At 71.6% G+C, this 16,856-nt stretch carries 16 protein-coding genes; 12 read left to right on the forward strand and 4 right to left on the reverse strand.

The annotated features are described in order from the left end of the window. Positions 1-16 precede the first annotated feature (16 nt). A complete protein-coding gene (locus tag FHR37_RS32305) occupies positions 17-235 on the reverse strand; it encodes an FmdB family zinc ribbon protein (protein WP_092887369.1) in 219 nt (72 codons plus the stop codon). Positions 236-294: 59 nt separating this feature from the next. Here FHR37_RS32305 and FHR37_RS04010 point away from each other — a divergent pair, with 59 nt between their 5' ends. From FHR37_RS04010 to FHR37_RS04025, 4 genes are all read left to right on the forward strand, one after another. After that, positions 295-591, forward strand: a complete 297-nt coding sequence (locus tag FHR37_RS04010) for a hypothetical protein (RefSeq protein WP_092887373.1) — start codon at positions 295-297, stop codon at positions 589-591. 15 nt (positions 592-606) lie between these two features. Beyond that, entirely contained in the window at positions 607-1,494 is an 888-nt protein-coding gene (locus FHR37_RS04015; RefSeq protein ID WP_202884474.1) for an alpha/beta hydrolase, read from the forward strand. A gap of 124 nt (positions 1,495-1,618) precedes the next feature. Further along, positions 1,619-2,749 (forward strand): Gfo/Idh/MocA family protein, encoded by a 1,131-nt coding sequence (locus tag FHR37_RS04020; protein ID WP_092887375.1) that lies wholly within the window; start codon positions 1,619-1,621, stop codon positions 2,747-2,749. 95 nt (positions 2,750-2,844) lie between these two features. Beyond that, entirely contained in the window at positions 2,845-3,630 is a 786-nt protein-coding gene (locus FHR37_RS04025; protein WP_092887379.1) for a ThuA domain-containing protein, read from the forward strand. Positions 3,631-3,919: 289 nt separating this feature from the next. On the opposite strand, the gene FHR37_RS04030 is transcribed toward FHR37_RS04025, so the two are convergent. The 3 genes from FHR37_RS04030 to mce all read right to left on the reverse strand — a co-directional run bounded on the left by FHR37_RS04030 (position 3,920) and on the right by mce (position 7,947). After that, complete coding sequence (locus tag FHR37_RS04030; protein ID WP_092887685.1) at positions 3,920-5,323, reverse strand: AI-2E family transporter; 1,404 nt, start codon at positions 5,321-5,323, stop codon at positions 3,920-3,922. Between the two features lie 186 nt (positions 5,324-5,509). Continuing rightward, entirely contained in the window at positions 5,510-6,964 is a 1,455-nt protein-coding gene (locus FHR37_RS04035) for a DivIVA domain-containing protein (protein ID WP_092887382.1), read from the reverse strand. 488 nt (positions 6,965-7,452) lie between these two features. After that, positions 7,453-7,947 carry a methylmalonyl-CoA epimerase gene (gene mce, locus FHR37_RS04040; RefSeq protein WP_092887385.1) on the reverse strand — a complete coding sequence of 165 codons (495 nt, stop codon included), beginning with the start codon at positions 7,945-7,947 and terminating at the stop codon, positions 7,453-7,455. Between the two features lie 90 nt (positions 7,948-8,037). On the opposite strand from mce, the gene FHR37_RS04045 reads away from it, so the two are divergent. The 8 genes from FHR37_RS04045 to FHR37_RS04080 all read left to right on the forward strand — a co-directional run bounded on the left by FHR37_RS04045 (position 8,038) and on the right by FHR37_RS04080 (position 16,855). Beyond that, positions 8,038-9,228, forward strand: a complete 1,191-nt coding sequence (locus FHR37_RS04045; protein ID WP_092887387.1) for an acetyl-CoA C-acetyltransferase — start codon at positions 8,038-8,040, stop codon at positions 9,226-9,228. A 47-nt stretch (positions 9,229-9,275) separates the two neighbouring features. Next, the gene (meaB, locus tag FHR37_RS04050) at positions 9,276-10,298 is read left to right on the forward strand and encodes a methylmalonyl Co-A mutase-associated GTPase MeaB (protein WP_092887688.1); all 1,023 of its coding nucleotides are present in this window, start codon (positions 9,276-9,278) and stop codon (positions 10,296-10,298) included. A 164-nt stretch (positions 10,299-10,462) separates the two neighbouring features. After that, positions 10,463-10,630, forward strand: a complete 168-nt coding sequence (locus FHR37_RS04055) for a hypothetical protein (protein ID WP_175542733.1) — start codon at positions 10,463-10,465, stop codon at positions 10,628-10,630. 47 nt (positions 10,631-10,677) lie between these two features. After that, entirely contained in the window at positions 10,678-11,274 is a 597-nt protein-coding gene (locus FHR37_RS04060; RefSeq protein ID WP_237769021.1) for a PH domain-containing protein, read from the forward strand. Between the two features lie 398 nt (positions 11,275-11,672). Then, entirely contained in the window at positions 11,673-12,758 is a 1,086-nt protein-coding gene (locus tag FHR37_RS04065; protein ID WP_092887393.1) for a phosphatase PAP2 family protein, read from the forward strand. Between the two features lie 108 nt (positions 12,759-12,866). Next, a complete protein-coding gene (locus FHR37_RS04070; protein ID WP_092887396.1) occupies positions 12,867-13,382 on the forward strand; it encodes a MarR family winged helix-turn-helix transcriptional regulator in 516 nt (171 codons plus the stop codon). Between the two features lie 131 nt (positions 13,383-13,513). Further along, entirely contained in the window at positions 13,514-15,274 is a 1,761-nt protein-coding gene (locus FHR37_RS04075; RefSeq protein WP_092887399.1) for an acyl-CoA mutase large subunit family protein, read from the forward strand. Positions 15,275-15,373: 99 nt separating this feature from the next. After that, entirely contained in the window at positions 15,374-16,855 is a 1,482-nt protein-coding gene (locus tag FHR37_RS04080; protein WP_092887402.1) for an FGGY-family carbohydrate kinase, read from the forward strand. Position 16,856: the final 1 nt, after the last annotated feature.

Here is a 16,856-nt window from a genome sequence, read left to right on the forward strand (position 1 = left end):
CACACCGGCACCGGGGTCAGCGGCAACCGCAGGCGCCGCCGCAGCAACCGCCCCCGCCCGGCGGCGCGGCCGCCGGACCGGCGCCGGCCCGGCCGGCGAGCGCGACGGTGGACAGCAACTTCACCGTGTCCCCGTGACCCTGGGGGCAGGAGGCGGGCGCGCCCGACTCGCTCATCGGCAGGGCACGCTCGAACGTGTCGCCGCAGGTGCGGCAGCGGTACTCGTATCGCGGCACGCGCCCAGAGTAGGCGACCGCCGCGTCGACGGCACAGGTGCGCAGGCGACAATTGGGCCGTGCCCCGCCGCCGCCCGCGACCCCGCCGCTCCGAGCCTCCGCAGCGGCCGCTGTTCGGCGGTCACCAGCAGGTGGAGGAGTGGCCCGACGGCGACTGGGTGGTCCGCAAGCTCACCGGCTCGACGAGTACGAAGCCCTACCGCTGTCCTGGTTGCGACCAGTTGATCCCGCCCGCCACGCCGCACGTGGTGGCGTGGCCGGTGGATCCCGCCTCGTTCGCCGGCACCGGGCTGGACGAACGCCGGCACTGGCACAACGGCTGCTGGCAGGCCCGCGACCGGCGCCGCCGCCGCTGAGGCGACAATCGGTGGGTGACCAGTTCCGCCGAAACTCCCGCCGAGCCCGCCGGCCAGGGCAGTGCCGCCGAGGGCCGTGCCGACACCGAGGGTGCCGCCCGCCCGATCCGGGCCAACAGCGTCCTCCCGGCCAGGCGTACCCCCCTCGCCCTGGAAACCGCCGACGGTCCGACCCTGGTCGGTGAGGTCGCGCAGCCGCTGGACCGCGCGCCGGCCGCGACACTGGTCTGCGTCCACCCGCTGCCGACCCACGGCGGGATGATGGACAGCCACATCTACCGCAAGGCCGCCTACCGGCTGCCAGCGCTGGCCGGGATCGCCGTCGTACGGTTCAACACCCGCGGCACCCGCAGCGTCCAGGGCGCGAGCGAGGGGGAGTTCGACGGCGGGGACGCCGAGCGGTTCGACGTGGCGGCCGCGCTCGAGTACGCCGAGTTCGCCGAGCTGCCCCGGATCTGGCTGGTGGGCTGGTCGTTCGGCTCCGACCTGGTGCTGATGCACGGCTGCGACCCGGTGGTGGAGGGCGCGATCCTGCTCTCGCCGTCGCTGCGGTTCTCCCGGCCCGAGCACCTGACGGTGTGGGCGGACTCCGGCAAGCCGGTCACCGCCCTCGTGCCGGAGTTCGACGACTACCTGCGCCCTGCCGAGGCCCGGGACCGGTTCGCGGCGATTCCGCAGGCGGAGGTGGTCGGCATCGACGGCGGCAAGCATCTGTGGGTCGGTGACGCCGAGCGGATCCTGGACGAGATCGTCGCCAGGGTGGCGCCCGGGGTGGGTCCGTTGCCGAGGACCTGGGCAGGCGAGATGGAGTACGCCGACGCCAGCGCCTACGCGGACCGGACCGTGGCCGCCTTCGCCGACGTTCCCGTACCCGGCGACGGTTCCACCGTGTCGCCGTCCTGACACAGTCGGACCCGATCATGGAGCACAACTCTCGACCTCGCGTGCAGGGTGGCCGGGTTTGGCCAAGCTGCCCCCGACTCCGCGCCTTCGGGGCATACAGGTGCACTCCATAAACTGGGCGGCGATGAGCACCAATTCGAATCCGGCGCAGCCTCCGGCCGCCGGGCAGCCAGATCCTTCCCGTCCCCTCCGTGTCGGCGTCGTCGGCCTCGGCTTCGCCGGGCAGGCGGCCCTCAAGGGCTACCTCGCCCTGCCGGACGTCGAGGTCGTCGCCCTCGCCGGGCTCGAGGCCGACCGCCTCGCCGAGCTCGGCAAGGAACACGCCATTCCTCACCTGTACGCGCGCTGGCAGGACCTGATCGCACGTGACGACCTCGACGCGGTGAGTGTGGCCACGCCGACGCACCTGCACGCGCCGATCGCGATCGCCGCCCTCGAGGCCGGCAAGCACGTCCTGAGCGAGAAGCCACTTGCCCGGTCCGGTGAGGAGGCGCAGACCATCGTCGACGCGGCCGTGAAGGCCAACCGCGTCCTCAAGGTGTGCTTCAACCACCGCGAGCGCGGCGACGTCTCGATCCTCAAGCAGCAGTTGGATGCCGGCCAGCTCGGCCGCGTCTACTACGCCAAGGCGCACTGGATGCGGCGCAACGGCATCCCCGGCATGGGCAGCTGGTTCACCAACCGCGAGATGGCCGGTGGCGGACCGCTCATCGACCTCGGTGTGCACATGCTCGACATGGCGCTGTACCTCCTCGGCGAGCCGCGGGTGCTGTCCGCGAGCGCGTCGACGTTCTCCGAGCTCGGCCCGCGCGGGCTGGGCGGTTCGGAGTACGCCGCCAAGCAGACGGTGGGTTCGGCGTACGAGGTGGAGGACCTCGCCACCGCGTTCCTTCGGCTGGAGGGCGGCGGCGTCCTGCAGTTGGAGACCAGCTGGGCGACCTTCCGCAAGCCCGGCGACGACTTCGGCGTCTCGCTGTACGGCACCGACGGCGGCGCCGAGATCGGCGTGGAGAACTACGCCTCCGAGGACACGCTCCGTATCTACACCGACGTGGCCGGAGCGCCCGCCGAGGTGCGTCCGCGGGTCGTCCGCGGCGAGGGGCACCGCGCGGTCGTCCGCGACTTCGTGGGCGTCATCCGTGGTGGAGACTGGTCGGCGCACACCGGCCGGGACGGCCTGGCCCGCGCCCGCATCATCGACGCCTGCTACCTGTCGTCGCTGGAGGGCCGCGAGGTCCCCGTGGTGGAGGCCTGAGCAGCGGGTCCTTCCCGTTCGCCCTCACCACCCTCACCACCGGGGCCGGCCGGCCCCGCACAGCCTTCCCAACCAAGCAACCAGGGAGTTACCACATGAGCGTGTCCCCGATCCGGGTGACAGTCTGGGGCGAGAACGTCCACGAGCAGCGGGACGCCTCGGTCAAGGAGATCTACCCCGACGGCATGCACGGCGCGATCGCCAACGGCATCGCCAAGCACCTCGGTGAGGACGTCGTCGTCCGCACCGCCACCCTGCAGGAGCCCGAGCACGGGCTGACCGCAGAGGTGCTCGCGCAGACCGACGTGCTGACCTGGTGGGGCCACGCCGCCCACGGCGAGGTCTCCGACGAGGTCGTCGACCGGGTGCACGAGGCGGTGCTCGGCGGCATGGGGATCCTGGTCCTGCACTCGGGCCACTTCTCCAAGATCTTCCGCAAGCTGATGGGCACCACCTGCTCGCTGGACTGGCGCAGCGAGAACGACCGGGAGATGGTCTGGACGGTCGCGCCCGACCACCCGATCGCGGCGGGCGTGCCGAACCCCATCGTGATCCCGGCGCAGGAGATGTACGGCGAGTACTTCGACATCCCGCAGCCGGACGAGCTGGTGTTCATCAGCTCGTTCACCGGTGGCGAGGTGTTCCGCAGCGGGTGCGCGTACCGCCGCGGCCGTGGCCGGGTCTTCTACTTCAGCCCCGGCGACCAGGAGTACCCCGTCTACCACCACCCCGACATCCAGCGGGTGCTGTCCAACGCGGTCACCTGGGCGGCTCCGACCGGCACCGAGCGGATCACGCCGTTCGTGTCCCGCCGCCCGACCGGGTGGTACGACTCCGGCGAGAGCCTGCCGACGGCGGACCCGCGCCTCGCGCAGTCCTGACCGGAGCGGGGGATCCTGCGCAGGAATTCTGCCTGCGTGGGGACGTTCCCCGCGAAGAGATGTTTCAGGAGTAGGGAAGGTCCCGACGCCGGATTCTCACCGGCGTCGGGACCTTTCTCGTCGGTGGAAGGTCCGCGGCGTGGGAAGGTCCGCTGCGTGGGAAGGTTCCGGCCGCCGGGACGTTTCCGCCGTACGTTCCTTCCCCGTCGTCGGTACGTTCCTGCCATCGATACGTTCCCGCCGTCGGGAAGGTCGTGGCGACGGAAGGTTCCCGCCGTCGGGAAGTTCCCTACGCCTCTTCGAGGCGGGGGTGGAGCACCTCGCGGATGAGCAGCAGGATCGCGGCCGCGGTGGGCACCGCGAGCAGGGCGCCGACGATGCCCAGCAGCGACCCGCCGGCCAGGGCCGCGACGACGATGACCGTGCCGGGCACCTTCACCGAGCGCTGCATGATCCGGGGATAGATCAGGTAGTTCTCGATCTGCTGGTAGATGACGTAGTAGATGATGCAGGCGATCCCGATCTTCACGTCGGTGAGCAGGCCGATCGAGGTCGCGACCACCGCCGAGACGGCGCCGCCGATCAGCGGGATCAGGCCGAGGATCGCCACCACGATCGCCAGCGCGAGGGCGTACTCGCTCAGCCCGACGATCAGGAAGAACACGAACGACGCGGACGCCGCGATCGCCGCCACCGCCAGCTGCCCGCCGACGTAGCTGCCGACCCGGGCGAGGATCTCGTCGCCCAGCATGCTCACGCGGTCCCGGCGGGAGCGGGGGACCAGCTTGTAGAGAGCGGTCTTCGTGGTCGGCAGCGAGCCGAGGAAGTACAACGTGAGCACCAGGATCGTGAACGCGCCGAACACCGTGCTGGCCACGATCCGGCTGGCGCCCACGACGCCGCCGAACAGCCGCTCGGCCAGCCCGCCACTGGTGATGTAGTCCTGGACTTTCTTGGTGACGTGGTACTGGTCGTCCAGTGACAGGAGGTTGGGGTTGTTGCGCAGCGTGGTGAACCAGTCGGGCACCTGGTTGATCAACAACGTGACCTGCTTCGTCACGACCGGGATGATCGCCAGGCCGATCAGCGCGAAGACCACCACCAGGCAGAGGAACACCAGCGCGACCGCGACACCACGGCCGATCCGCCGGCGGACGAACCACTCGACCGCGGGGTTGAGCCCGACGGCGAGGTACAAGGACACCACGAGGAGCACGAGGACGCTGCTGGCCGAGGCCAGCAGGTTGAACAGCTGCCAGGCCAGCAAAGCACCGAGGGCGCCGAAGAAGCCGAGATAGAACGGTGAACGCCGGCTGATCCGTGGCCCGGGCCGCCCGAACCTCGGGCCGTCGCCATCGTCGCCGTCGTCGCCCCCGTCGGCCGCCGGGTCGTCCGGCTCGCTCCCGCCCCGGCTTCGCTCGGTGGTGCCGGAACCAGGCCTCGCCTCGGATCTCTCCCCGGCGCGGACGCCGGCCTCGGCTTCGGCACCCGGGCCGGCGGGCAGCGTGGCTGTCGACGCGGTCGGCGTGGCGCCTCCCGGACCCGACTCGTGGGCAGACGTCGAGCCGCCGTTCGGCACGGAGCCGCCGTTCGGCGCCGGACGGTCCTGCCCCACCGAGCCCGGGGCCCCGGACGACTGGCCGGCGTCGCCGGCTCCGGACCGTGCTCCGCCCGGCGCGTTCTGCTCACCCATGTCGCCTCCGACCATTGCCGGGGGCTCCTGGTGTGTCCTGCCCGGCGTACGCCAGTGCAGGTTCTCACGACCGACCCGGCTTTGCACCTGCCCGGCCGAGCCCGCTCGGCGCGGCTCCTCGACTGGCCGACCACCGACCCGATCGCCGACCCCGAGTGCCGGGACCCGGGTGCCGGGACCCGAGCGTCAGGACTCCGCGGACGTCCCGCCGTTGCCGGGCCGGTTGCTGTCCTGCGCCCCCGCCTGCGCGGCTGTGCCGCTGGCGGCGCCGACCGGCGCCGGCCGCTGCTGGTCGGGGACGTTGGCGCCGGAGATCACGTGGACGTTGTCCTTGAGCCGGGTGAGGCTCTCGATCAGCTCGTCGCGCTGCCGGTGGAGGTTGGCGATCTGGCGTTCGGCCGCCGTGGTGTCCTCCCGTGCCCGGGCCTGCGCGTCCCGCTCGATGCGCTCGGCCTCCGCGCGCGCCTCCCTGCGGATCTGCTCCGCCTCGCGGCGGGAGCGGGCCAGTACCTGTGCCACCCGGTCGTTCGCGGCCCGCAGGCGTTCCTCGGTGCGCTGGTCGCTGTCGTGCGCGCGCTTCTCGGCGTCCCGCAGCAGTTGCTCGGCGTGGCTGGTGTTGCGGTGGGCCTCGGAGGTGGCGGCGGTGTGCACGGCCGCGGCTTCGCGCTGCGCCTGCTCCAGGACCCCGGCGACGGCGTTGCGGCGTTCGGCGACCTCGCGCTCGACGTCCGCGCGCTTCTCGGCCACCTCCCGGTCGGCGGTCGAGCGGAATTCGGTGACCTCCTGCTCCGCGGTGGTGCGCAGCTCGGTGACCTCCCGCTCGGCGGTGGCCCGCAGCTCCGCCACCTCCTGCTCGGCGGTGGCCCGCAACTCTGCGACCTCCCGCTCGGCGGTGGTGCGCAGCTCGGTCACGTCCCGCTCGGCGGTGGCCCGGAGCGCGGCGACCTCCCGCCGGGCGGTGGTACGCAGCTCCTTGACCTCCCGGTCGGCGGTCGACCGGAGCTCGGTCACCTCCTGGTCGGCGCGGCCGCGCAGCTCGATGACCTCCCGCTCGGCGGTGGCGCGCATGGCCGAGACGTCGTGCTCGGCGCCCTGCCGCCGGGTCCTGAGTTGGTGTTCGAGGTCGCGCAACTGCCGGTTGGAGTTGTCCGAGGCGTGCCGGAGGATCTCCTCGCGCCGCTTCTGTGCGGCCTTGATGATGCGCTCGGCCTCCTCGTCGGAGGCGTTGCGGATCTTCTCCGTCTCGTCCGCCACCCGCCTGCGCAGCTCCGAGGCCGCCCGCTCGGCGTCGTCGGTGAGCCGCCGCGCCTCCGCCTGCGCCTCGGCCCGGATGTCGGCGGCGGCGTCGTCGGCGCGGGTCTCCACGTCGAGGGCCTGCTCCTCGGACAGGCGCAGGATCTCCTGCGCCCGCCGCCCGAGCTTGGCCCAGGTGGGCTCGCCGGCGTCCTCGAGGGCGCGCCTGGTCAGCGCGAGGTCTCGTTGGAGGTCACCGACGGTCCGGTCGCGTTCGTCGAGGGCGGAGTCGAGCTGCTCGACCACCTGGTCGACTTCCTGCCGGTCGTAACCGAGGAGGACGGTGGTGAACGTGCCGACCTTGCGACCATTCTCCAGAAGGGAAAGGCCTTCGTCCGGCTCAGACATCTGCGCTCCTCACAGCGTCGGTGGAACTCCCCCTATGGTGCCCCGGCCCGGCAGACACCCGCTACGACGGGACCACCGACAGGCGGCCGCCGGTGCGGCGACGAACCCTAGCCGGTGACCAAGCGTGCCACCCACCGGGGACAGGCCGCCGAATCGTACGACCGAAGCGCACGACACTATCCGCGCCACCCGCCCTGTCCAGCCCCCGTCCAGATCTTGCCCAGGTCCCGTCCTGAGCCTGTCCGGCCCCTCGTACAGATCTGTCCGGCCCGTCCAGCCCGCGTACCGCTCCGTTCGGTGAACCCCTCGACCACGCCCTGTCCCGCTGCGAGCAGGGCACCTCCACAACCTTGGCACGCGACCGTGTGCCCGTGGATGCCTGTGGCCAGGATTCTCAGATTTCTGCGGAACTGTTAAGGATTCGGTCCCGCCGGCCCGGCGCGGAGCCCGGGATCCTTCCCGGACGGACTCCCGGGGCCGGCGGTGGCCTACCGGTCCGGCTCCGGCGCGCCGTCGGCACTGTCCGGTGCGGCCTGGACGAGTTCGACGAGGAAGCCGCCGGCCGCCTTCGGGTGGATGAAGTTGACCCGCGTCCCCGCGGTGCCCCGCCGCGCTTCGTCGTACAGAAGTTCCACTCCGCGTGCCCGCAGCGTCGCCGACGCCTCCGCCACGTCGTCCACGGAGTAGGCCACCTGGTGCAGGCCCTCGCCGCGGGAGGCGAGGAAGCGGCCCACCGGGGAGTCGTCCCGCAGGGGAGCGATCAGCTGGAGCTGGGGCCCGGACGTGCCCACCTCGAGCATCGCCTCGCGTACGCCCTGTTCCTCGTTGGTCTCGATGTGTACGAGCCGCATTCCGAACGTCTGTTCGTACCACGAGATCGCCGCGTCCAGGTCGCGGACGGCGACGCCCACGTGGTCGATCGAGCCGAACACCGGAGGGACCGGTGGGGAGGCCGGCCGTGAAGTGGAGGTCTCGTCGGGCATGTGCCCCATCCTCCGCCATCGCCGGTCCGGGCGGTCCCAGGCCCGCCGACGAACCGGGACGAGCAGACCTCGCCCGCGTAGGGTGGGGTCGTGGAAACCGTCATCGTCAGCGGCGCGCGCACCCCCATGGGGCGTCTGCTCGGCTCGCTCAGGGACTTCTCCGCCGTCGACCTCGGCGGGATCGCGATCAAGGCGGCTCTCGACCGCTCCGGTGTGTCACCTGACCAGGTGCAGTACGTCGTGATGGGCCACGTGCTGCAGGCCGGCGGGGGACAGTTGACCGCCCGCCAGGCCGCGGTGAAGGCCGGCATCCCGATGACGGTTCCCGCGATCACGGTCAACAAGGTGTGCCTGTCCGGGCTGGACGCGATCGCGCTCGCCGACCAGCTGATCCGGCTCGGCGAGTTCGACATCGTGGTGGCCGGCGGGATGGAGTCGATGACGAACGCCCCCCACGTGCTGCCCCGCTCACGCACCGGCGTGAAGTACGGCAACGCCCAGCTCCTTGACTCGATGGAGCACGACGGGCTGTGGGACGCCTACACCGACGCGCCCATGGGCGTCCTGACCGACCGGCGCAACGCCGAGCTGGGGCTGACGCGGGAGGAGCAGGACGTGTTCGCCGCGCGCTCCCACCAGCGGGCCGCGACGGCGGCCAAGGACGGCATCTTCGAGGCGGAGATCGCCCCGATCGAGGTGCCCCAGCGCCGTGGCGAGCCGCTGGTGGTCAGCGCCGACGAGGGCATCCGCCCGGACACCACGGCCGACCGGCTGGCCGGGCTCTCCCCGGCGTTCACTCCCGAGGGATCGATCACCGCCGGTTCCTCCTCCCCGATCTCCGACGGCGCGTGCGCCGTCGTCGTGGCCAGCAAGGCGGTGGCCGGGCGGCTCGGGCTGAGCTGGATCGCCGAGATCGGGGCGCACGGCACGGTCGCTGGACCGGACTCCTCACTGCACTCCCAGCCGGCCGCGGCGATCGCGTCCGCCTGCGCCAAGGAGGGCATCACTCCGGCCGACCTGGACCTGATCGAGATCAACGAGGCGTTCGCGGCGGTCGCCGTGCACTCGGTGCGCGAGCTCGGGGTGGACGAGGAGCGCGTCAACGTGCACGGCGGGGCGATCGCGCTCGGCCACCCGCTCGGCATGTCGGGCGCACGGCTCGTTCTGCACCTCGCGCTGGAGCTCGACCGCCGAGGTGGCGGAGTCGGCGCGGCCGCCCTGTGTGGCGGTGGTGGTCAGGGCGACGCACTGGTCGTCCGGGCCGGCGGCGGATCCCGGTGAGCGAGCCCGCCCCGAAGGCCGAGGCCGGCGGGGCAGCCGCACACCGTGTGAGCGGCCGGCGCCGGCGTTCGGTCGCCGATCTCGTCGAGGGCGCACGGTCAGGTGACCCGAGGGCGGTCGGCCGGTTGATCTCCCTGGTGGAGGACGCCTCGCCGGAGCTGCGTGAGGTGGCGGCCACGCTCGCGCCGTACGCCGGGCAGGCCAGGGTGGTCGGCATCACCGGCGCGCCGGGCGTGGGCAAGTCGACCTGCACCTCCGCCCTGGTGGCCGCCTACCGCCGGCAGGGTCTGCGGGTGGGTGTCCTGGCGGTCGACCCCACGTCGCCGTTCTCCGGGGGAGCGCTGCTGGGCGACCGGGTCCGGATGCAGGACCACGCCACCGACCCCGAAGTGTTCATCCGCTCGATGGCAACCCGGGGGCACCTCGGCGGACTCGCCTGGGCCACACCGCAGGCGGTCCGCGTCCTGGACGCGGCCGGCTGCGCGGTGATCCTGATCGAGACGGTGGGAGTGGGACAGTCCGAGGTCGAGGTGGCCGGGCTCGCCGACACCACCCTCGTCCTCCTCGCGCCCGGCATGGGCGACGCCGTACAGGTGGCCAAGGCGGGCCTGCTGGAGGTCGGCGACGTCTACGTCGTCAACAAGGCCGACCGGGAGGGCGCCGAACGCGTCCGCCGCGACCTGCGCAACATGCTGGCGTTGGGCTCGTGGCCCGACGGCGTCTGGAGGCCGCCGATCGTGTTGACCGTGGCGACGTCCGGTGAGGGAGTCGACGCGGTCGTGGAGGCGGTGGACCGGCACCACGCCGACGGTGTGGACTCCGGTGAACTCGCCCGGCGCCGGGTCCGGCGGGCCCGCGCGGAGGTCGAGGCGCTGGCGCTGGTCGACCTGCGTACCCGCCTGGACCGGCTGCCCCGCGACCACCGTCTGGACGCCGTGGCCGCCCGGGTCGCGGGCGGCGAGCTCGACCCGTACCGCGCGGCCGACGAACTGGTCGGCCAGATGCTCGGTGACCAGCCGTCGCGGATGGGTGACCCCAACGGGGGTGCCAGGGCGGCGAGTTCTCGCTAACATCGTCCGCGATGCCCGTTTGGTCAGACCTTCAGGCCGTCTGAGCCCGCGGTGTGGACAAGTGTGCCGTGCCCCATTTGCCTTCCGGTCGAAACCACTTAGAGTTCATGCTGGGCTACAACACGCGAAGGCCGCAGGGAGCCCAACGAGGGAGGAGTACGGTCGTGACAGCCGGTACTAAGAAAGTGGTCACCTGGCTTGTGATCGCCTTTGCCGCGTTCTATCTGGTGACCAGGCCGGAGAACGCTGCCGGCGCCGTCCGCGGCGCGGGTGCCTTGATCGGACAGGGCTTCCAGGCCCTCATCCAGTTCCTCAGTTCCGTGTTCGCGTGACCGGACCCGTTCGATGGGTCAGGCTCAATTTCGCTGACCCTAAGATCGTGCGGCACCTCCTCGCCGACGAGGGCGAGGTGGTCGTCGATGAAGTACGCCACCACTGGGTGGTCTTCATCATTCCGGTACTCGAGTGTGTCGGCGCGCTGCTGTTGCTGGGGGCCATGATCAACCTCCCCGTCAACATGGCATGGGTGCCGTTCATCGCGGCGCTCGTGCTGCTCGCCCACGCCGGCGCACGCGCGCTGATCGAACACATGGACAGATTCGTCATCACCAACATGCGGGTGTTCCGGGTGAGCGGAGTCATGACCAAGAAGATCGCCACGACTCCGATCATGCGGATCCTCGACATCACCGTGGACAAGCCGTTCGTCGGCCGGATCCTCGGATACGGGCACTTCATCTTCGAGTCCGCCGCGCAGGAGCAGGGGCTGCGCGACATCAAGTTCGTCGGCAAACCCGACCAGCGTGACCTCACGATCCAGCGGCTGCTGCAGCGTTCCGGCCTGCGGGCCACGGCCAAGGAGGACGAGGGCGATGGTTCGAGTTCGACGAACGTGAAGGCACCGGCTGGCGCCCGGCCCCGCGCCAACCATCCGCGCCGCCCCGGCCCGCCCACCGCGCGCCGGTTCCCGCGCTGAGGGCCGCGCCGGCGTTCCGCCGACCGAACGCCGCGCCGGCTCCCTTCGGCCGCCGATCTCATCCTCGGGCCGCCGATCTCCTCGGGCCCGCGCCCCTCCTCGGGCCCTGAATTCTTCGTGCGTGGCCGCTCGTGCGCCCGCCGTGGCCGCGCCCAGCGGCCCGTTCACCAGTCCGGCCGCTCCCAGTCGTTGTGGGTATGCTCGCGAGGTCATCGCGACGGGTGGATGAATGATGAGATAACGCTCAGTGGTCAACACTCGTGGCGGAACCACCATCCGTCACCACTCGTCTATCGTCAGGTTGACTGACTGGGTGCCACCTGGCACTTGGGTATCGGCACGTCACCACACCCAGATCCCGCCGATATCCACCCGCACCGAGAGGAGCCGGCTGGTCGATGCATGGCCGAGTCTCCGAGCCGCACCGAGACGAGTCCCGTCGCGACGATGGCAGTCGCGAGGAGTCCCCGGACGCCGAGCTCGCCACCACCCCGTCCCGGACCGACGAGATCGTCCGCCCGGCGCCGCGCTTTCCGGTGCTGGCGGCCGTGCTGCTCGTCGGCGTCGTCGCCATCCTGCTCGACCTGGCGCGCGGCGGTCCTCTGCTCCGACTGGACGAGGTCGTCGCGCACATCTGGAAGTTCAAGGGTCCGTACGAGTACTCCTACGCCGACAAGGTTGACCGGATCGGCCAGCGGCTCATCTGTCTGCCCCTGCTGTTCGGGGTGGCGTACTACCTCAGTCGCCGCATCCGCAGCATCCGCCCGCTGGTCATCGCGGTGGGCGCCACCCTTGGGCTGAACTTCACCATCGGCGTCGTCAAGCTCGCCAGCGGCCGGGAGAGTCCACGTACCGGCGGGCCGGCCTTGTTCACCGGCGACAACGTGCTCTTCCCTTCCGGCCACACCGCCAACGTGATCTTCGTCTACGGGCTGGTCGTGGCGCTGCTGGTGCGGTACGGCGAGGTGCGCAGGCGGCTGCGCTGGCTGCTGATCGGGCTGGTCGCGGCGGCCGAGGTGCTGATGGTGGTGATCTCGGTCTACCGGCACACGCACTGGTTCAGCGATCTCATCGCGGGGACGATGGTCGGCGCCGCGGTGCTGCAACTGTCGCTGCTGGCCGACCTGCACTGGAACGAGGTGCGCCGGTGGCTTCGCCGGCTGGCGGGCCCGACCTGGGTGGCCGTCGAGTGGACGGTCGGGTTGATCCGGCCGCGGGTGGTGCCTCCGGCGAAGGCGGTCGCCCGGCGGGTGCACACCGGCAGCACGGACCCGCGCCTGTCCGGTTCCCGGCCGGATGCCCGGTCGGAGGTGCGGCCGGAGGTGCGGCGTGCGGCGCGAACCGGCGTGCGGGGCGATGCCCCCACCCGCACGCGGGCCGAGGTCCGGCCGGACGTCCGGCCCGAACGCCGGGGGAGTGTGCGACCTGACGAGCGCCCCGACCCCGCGGAAGCTGGGACCTCCAGCACGGGCCGTCCCGACTAGAACAGACCCCGGGTCGACCTGGCCACCCGTCGGCGAACGTGCCCGGGTGGCCGCCCAGGTCCGGACCGGTTCCAAGGGCCGTACGGCTCGCCTGTTACGTTCCTTTTCATGGCGAAGAGGCGGCCCCTTCCGTTCGACCCCGTGCAGGAGGCGGCTCGTCAGTGGGCACACCACTTCGGCGCGGACGCGGCTGTCGAGCCGATGCGCGCGGTCACCTCCCTGATGCGGGTCCAGCAGATCGTGCTCTCCCGCCTGGACGAGATCCTGCGGCGGTACGACCTGACCTTCGCGAGGTACGAGGCGCTGGTGCTGTTGACGTTCACCCGTACCGGCGCCCTGCCGCTGGGGAAGATGGGTGAACGCCTCCAGGTGCACCCCACCTCGGTGACCTCGATCGTTCGGCGGCTCGAACGCGACGGCCTCGTCCGGCGTACGCCTCACCCGGAGGACGGCCGCGGCGTGCTGGCCGAGGTGACCGACGAGGGGCGCGATGTGGTCAAGGAGACCACCAAGGACCTGGTGGGGATGAGGTTCGGTTTCGACGCCCTCGACGACGACAGCCTGGCCACGGTGCACGAACTGCTCACCCAGGTGCGCCGCGAGGCCGGCGACTTCCTCACCTGAGCCGCTGAGACAGGCCCCCGCCCCCCGGGGGACGATTCCTTCCGAACCCCTTACCGGCTGCGGATAGTTGGACATCCTACTATCGTGGCAGTGGCGCCTCACGAGGGCGGCCACGTCAGTCGGGAGGACCTATGCGGGCCGAAGACATCGAGGCGGGCAGGCGCCGCTGGCAGCAGCGTTACGACGCGGCGGCCGGACGGGCCAAACCGGGTGGGGCCAAGCCGGGCGCGGGCAACTCGGGCGAGGGTAAGCCGGACGAGGACGGCGAAAGGCGCGACCGGCGGGACCGCGCACGCCGTACGACACTTTCCGGCATGGAGGTGGACCCGGTCTACGGCCCGCCACCGGACACGGACGATCCCCGGTTCGAGCGGATCGGCTGGCCCGGTGAGCACCCCTTCACCCGCGGCCTGTATCCCACCGGCTACCGCGGGCGCACCTGGACGATCCGGCAGTTCGCCGGCTTCGGCAATGCCCGGCAGACCAACGAGCGCTACCGCATGATCCTCGCCGCCGGTGGCGGCGGACTGTCCGTGGCGTTCGACATGCCGACGCTGATGGGCCGCGACTCCGACGAGCCGAGCTCTCTCGGCGAGGTGGGCCACTGCGGCGTGGCGATCGACTCCGCTGCCGACATGGACGTGCTGTTCGAGGGCATTCCGCTGGGCGAGGTCACCACGTCGATGACCATCTCCGGCCCGGCCGTCCCGATCTTCTGCATGTACCTCGTCGCTGCCGAGCGCCAGGGCGTGGACATCGCCACTCTCGACGGCACCCTGCAGACCGACATCTTCAAGGAGTACATCGCGCAGAAGGAGTGGCTGTTCGCGCCGCAGCCGCACCTGCGCCTGATCGGCGACCTGATGGAGTTCTGCTCCAAGGAGATCCCGGCGTACAAGCCGCTGTCGGTGTCCGGCTACCACATCCGCGAGGCCGGCTCGACCGCCGCGCAGGAGCTTGCGTACACGCTGGCGGACGGGTTCGCCTATGTCGAGCTGGGCCTGTCGCGGGGGCTGGACGTCGACGTGTTCGCGCCCGGTCTGTCGTTCTTCTTCGACAGCCACGTGGACTTCTTCGAGGAGATCGCGAAGTTCCGTGCGGCCCGGCGGATCTGGGCGCGGTGGATGCGGGAGGTGTACGGCGCGAAGACCGACCGGGCGGCCTGGTTGCGGTTCCACACCCAGACCGCGGGCGTCTCGCTCACCGCCCAGCAGCCGTACAACAACATCGTCCGGACCGCGGTGGAGGCGCTCGCGGCCGTTCTCGGCGGGACGAACTCCCTGCACACGAACGCGTTCGACGAGACGCTCGCGCTGCCGTCGGAGCAGTCCGCGGAGGTGGCCCTGCGTACCCAGCAGGTACTGCTGGAGGAGACCGGCGTGGCCAACGTGGCCGACCCGCTGGGCGGTTCGTGGTACGTCGAGGCGCTGACGGACCGGATGGAGGCCGAGGCGGAGGAGGTGTTCGCCCGGATCAGGGAGCTGAGCGACGACGGCACCATCACCGCGGGGCTGCTGCGCGGCATCGACGACGGGTACTTCACCGGAGAGATCGCCGAGGCGGCGTTCGAGTACCAGCAGGCGCTGGAGCGGGGCGAGAAGAAGATCGTCGGGGTCAACGCGCACACCAGTACGACCAGCGGCCCGGTGGAGATTCTCCGGGTGAGCCACGAGGTCGAAGCCGAACAGTGTCGCGTACTGGGCGAACGCCGTCGGTCCCGTTCGCAAGCCGAGGTTGACGCCGCGCTGCGGAAGCTGGCCGAGGTTGCCCGCACCGAACAGAACATGGTGCCGGTGATCCTGGCCGCCGCCCGGGCGGAGGCGACGCTGGGCGAGATCTGCGGCGTACTCAAGGACGAGTGGGGCGACTACCGCGAGCCGGCGAGGTTCTGAACGATCGGGCGCGGACCCTCGTTCGGGGCTCGTTCGGGGCCTGGCCGCGACGGTCCTGTCCGGTTTGACGGGTCGGCTCCGCGTCGGTGTGATGGAGCCATGACCGATCACGGTGGTGGCACCGCGCGCGAGCCGGTGTGGCTCGGCGTCGACCTCGGCACCCAGGGCGTTCGCGTGCTCGCCGCGACGGCCGCCGGGACGGTGGTGGCGAAGGCCACCGCGCCGCTGCACAGCACCCGCGACGGCGTTCGTCACGAACAGGACCCGCAGGAGTGGTGGTCGGCGTTCGTGCGCGCCGCGGGTGAGGTGACCGGGCGGGTCGCCGGCCGGCCGGTGGAGGGCCTGGCGGTGTGCAGTACGTCCGGGACGGTGCTGTTCGTCGAGGACGTGCCCGGCGACCCGGCCCGCCCGGTGACGCCGGCGCTGATGTACGACGACGGACGGGCCGGTGACCAGGCCGCCCGGCTCGCCGCCGACCCCGCGCCGGGATGGGCGGCGGCGGGCGCGCGACCGCAGGCGTCCTGGGGGCTGGCGAAGGCGCTGTGGTTGCTGGCGGAGTACGACGTGCCGGAGTCCGCGCGCCTCGCCCACCAGGTCGACGTCGTGACCGCACGGCTGGCCGGTTCGGCGGTTGCCACCGACTGGAGCCATGCCCTGAAGAGCGGCGTCGACCTGGTGCGTACCGACTGGCCGTACGACGTGCTGGACCGGCACGGGTTGCCCGCCAAGCGGCTCCCACCGGTGGTGGCGCCCGGAGCGCCGATCGGCGAGGTGGGTACGCGAGCGGCCGAACTCACCGGCATCCCCGCGGGAACGCCGATCCTCGCCGGCCTCACCGACGGGTGCGCGGCCCAGGTCGCGTCGGGCGCCCTGGCTCCGGGTGCGTGGAACTTCGTACTGGGCACGACGCTCGTCCTCAAGGGCACGACCACCGAGCCGGTGCACGACCCGAGCGGCGCGGTCTATTCCCATCGCAGCCCGGACGGCGGCTGGTGGCCGGGCGGTGCGTCCAGTGCAGGTGCCGGCGTGCTGGCGCGGGAGTTCCCCGACGCCGACCTCGAGGCGCTGGACGCGGCAGCGGAGGCGTTCGATCCTGCGAGCACGTTGGCGTATCCCCTTGTGGGCAAGGGGGAACGCTTCCCGTTCGTCCGACCGGACGCGACCGGCTTCCTGACCGGCAGTCCGTCGAGTCGGTCGGGTCCGGAGGAAAGCTACGCGGCCTACCTGCAGGGCGTGGTGTTCGTGGAGCGGCTGTGCCTCGCACACGTTCAGCGACTGGGTGCGCCCGTCGGTCCGGTGGTGACCCTGACCGGCGGCGGCGCGGGAAGCGCGTACTGGCCGAGGTTGCACGCGGACATTCTCGACCGGGAGATCGTGGTGCCCGAGGTGACCGACGGTGCGTTCGGGATGGCGGTCGTCGCGGCCTCGCCGGCGCACGGTTCGCTCGCCGGCGCCGCGGCCGCGATGGTGCGCGAGCGGGTGCGCCACGCGCCCCGGCGGCAGGCGGTCGAACGGTTCGACGAAGCGTACGGGCGATGGCTGGACGAACTCACGTCACGCGGCTGGGTGCAGCGTCAATAGG

This window comes from Actinopolymorpha cephalotaxi (genome assembly GCF_013408535.1).
Classification (GTDB): domain Bacteria; phylum Actinomycetota; class Actinomycetes; order Propionibacteriales; family Actinopolymorphaceae; genus Actinopolymorpha; species Actinopolymorpha cephalotaxi.

What these genes read in the sequence shown, in the direction of transcription:
- FHR37_RS04020 (WP_092887375.1), top strand. Translation starts at nt 1,619, where the DNA reads ATGAGCACCAATTCGAATCCGGCGCAGCCTCCGGCCGCCGGGCAGCCA.
- FHR37_RS04025 (WP_092887379.1), top strand. Translation starts at nt 2,845, where the DNA reads ATGAGCGTGTCCCCGATCCGGGTGACAGTCTGGGGCGAGAACGTCCAC.
- FHR37_RS04030 (WP_092887685.1), bottom strand. Translation starts at nt 5,323, where the DNA reads ATGGGTGAGCAGAACGCGCCGGGCGGAGCACGGTCCGGAGCCGGCGAC.
- FHR37_RS04035 (WP_092887382.1), bottom strand. Translation starts at nt 6,964, where the DNA reads ATGTCTGAGCCGGACGAAGGCCTTTCCCTTCTGGAGAATGGTCGCAAG.
- mce (WP_092887385.1), bottom strand. Translation starts at nt 7,947, where the DNA reads ATGCCCGACGAGACCTCCACTTCACGGCCGGCCTCCCCACCGGTCCCT.
- FHR37_RS04065 (WP_092887393.1), top strand. Translation starts at nt 11,673, where the DNA reads ATGCATGGCCGAGTCTCCGAGCCGCACCGAGACGAGTCCCGTCGCGAC.
- FHR37_RS04070 (WP_092887396.1), top strand. Translation starts at nt 12,867, where the DNA reads ATGGCGAAGAGGCGGCCCCTTCCGTTCGACCCCGTGCAGGAGGCGGCT.
- FHR37_RS04075 (WP_092887399.1), top strand. Translation starts at nt 13,514, where the DNA reads ATGCGGGCCGAAGACATCGAGGCGGGCAGGCGCCGCTGGCAGCAGCGT.
- FHR37_RS04080 (WP_092887402.1), top strand. Translation starts at nt 15,374, where the DNA reads ATGACCGATCACGGTGGTGGCACCGCGCGCGAGCCGGTGTGGCTCGGC.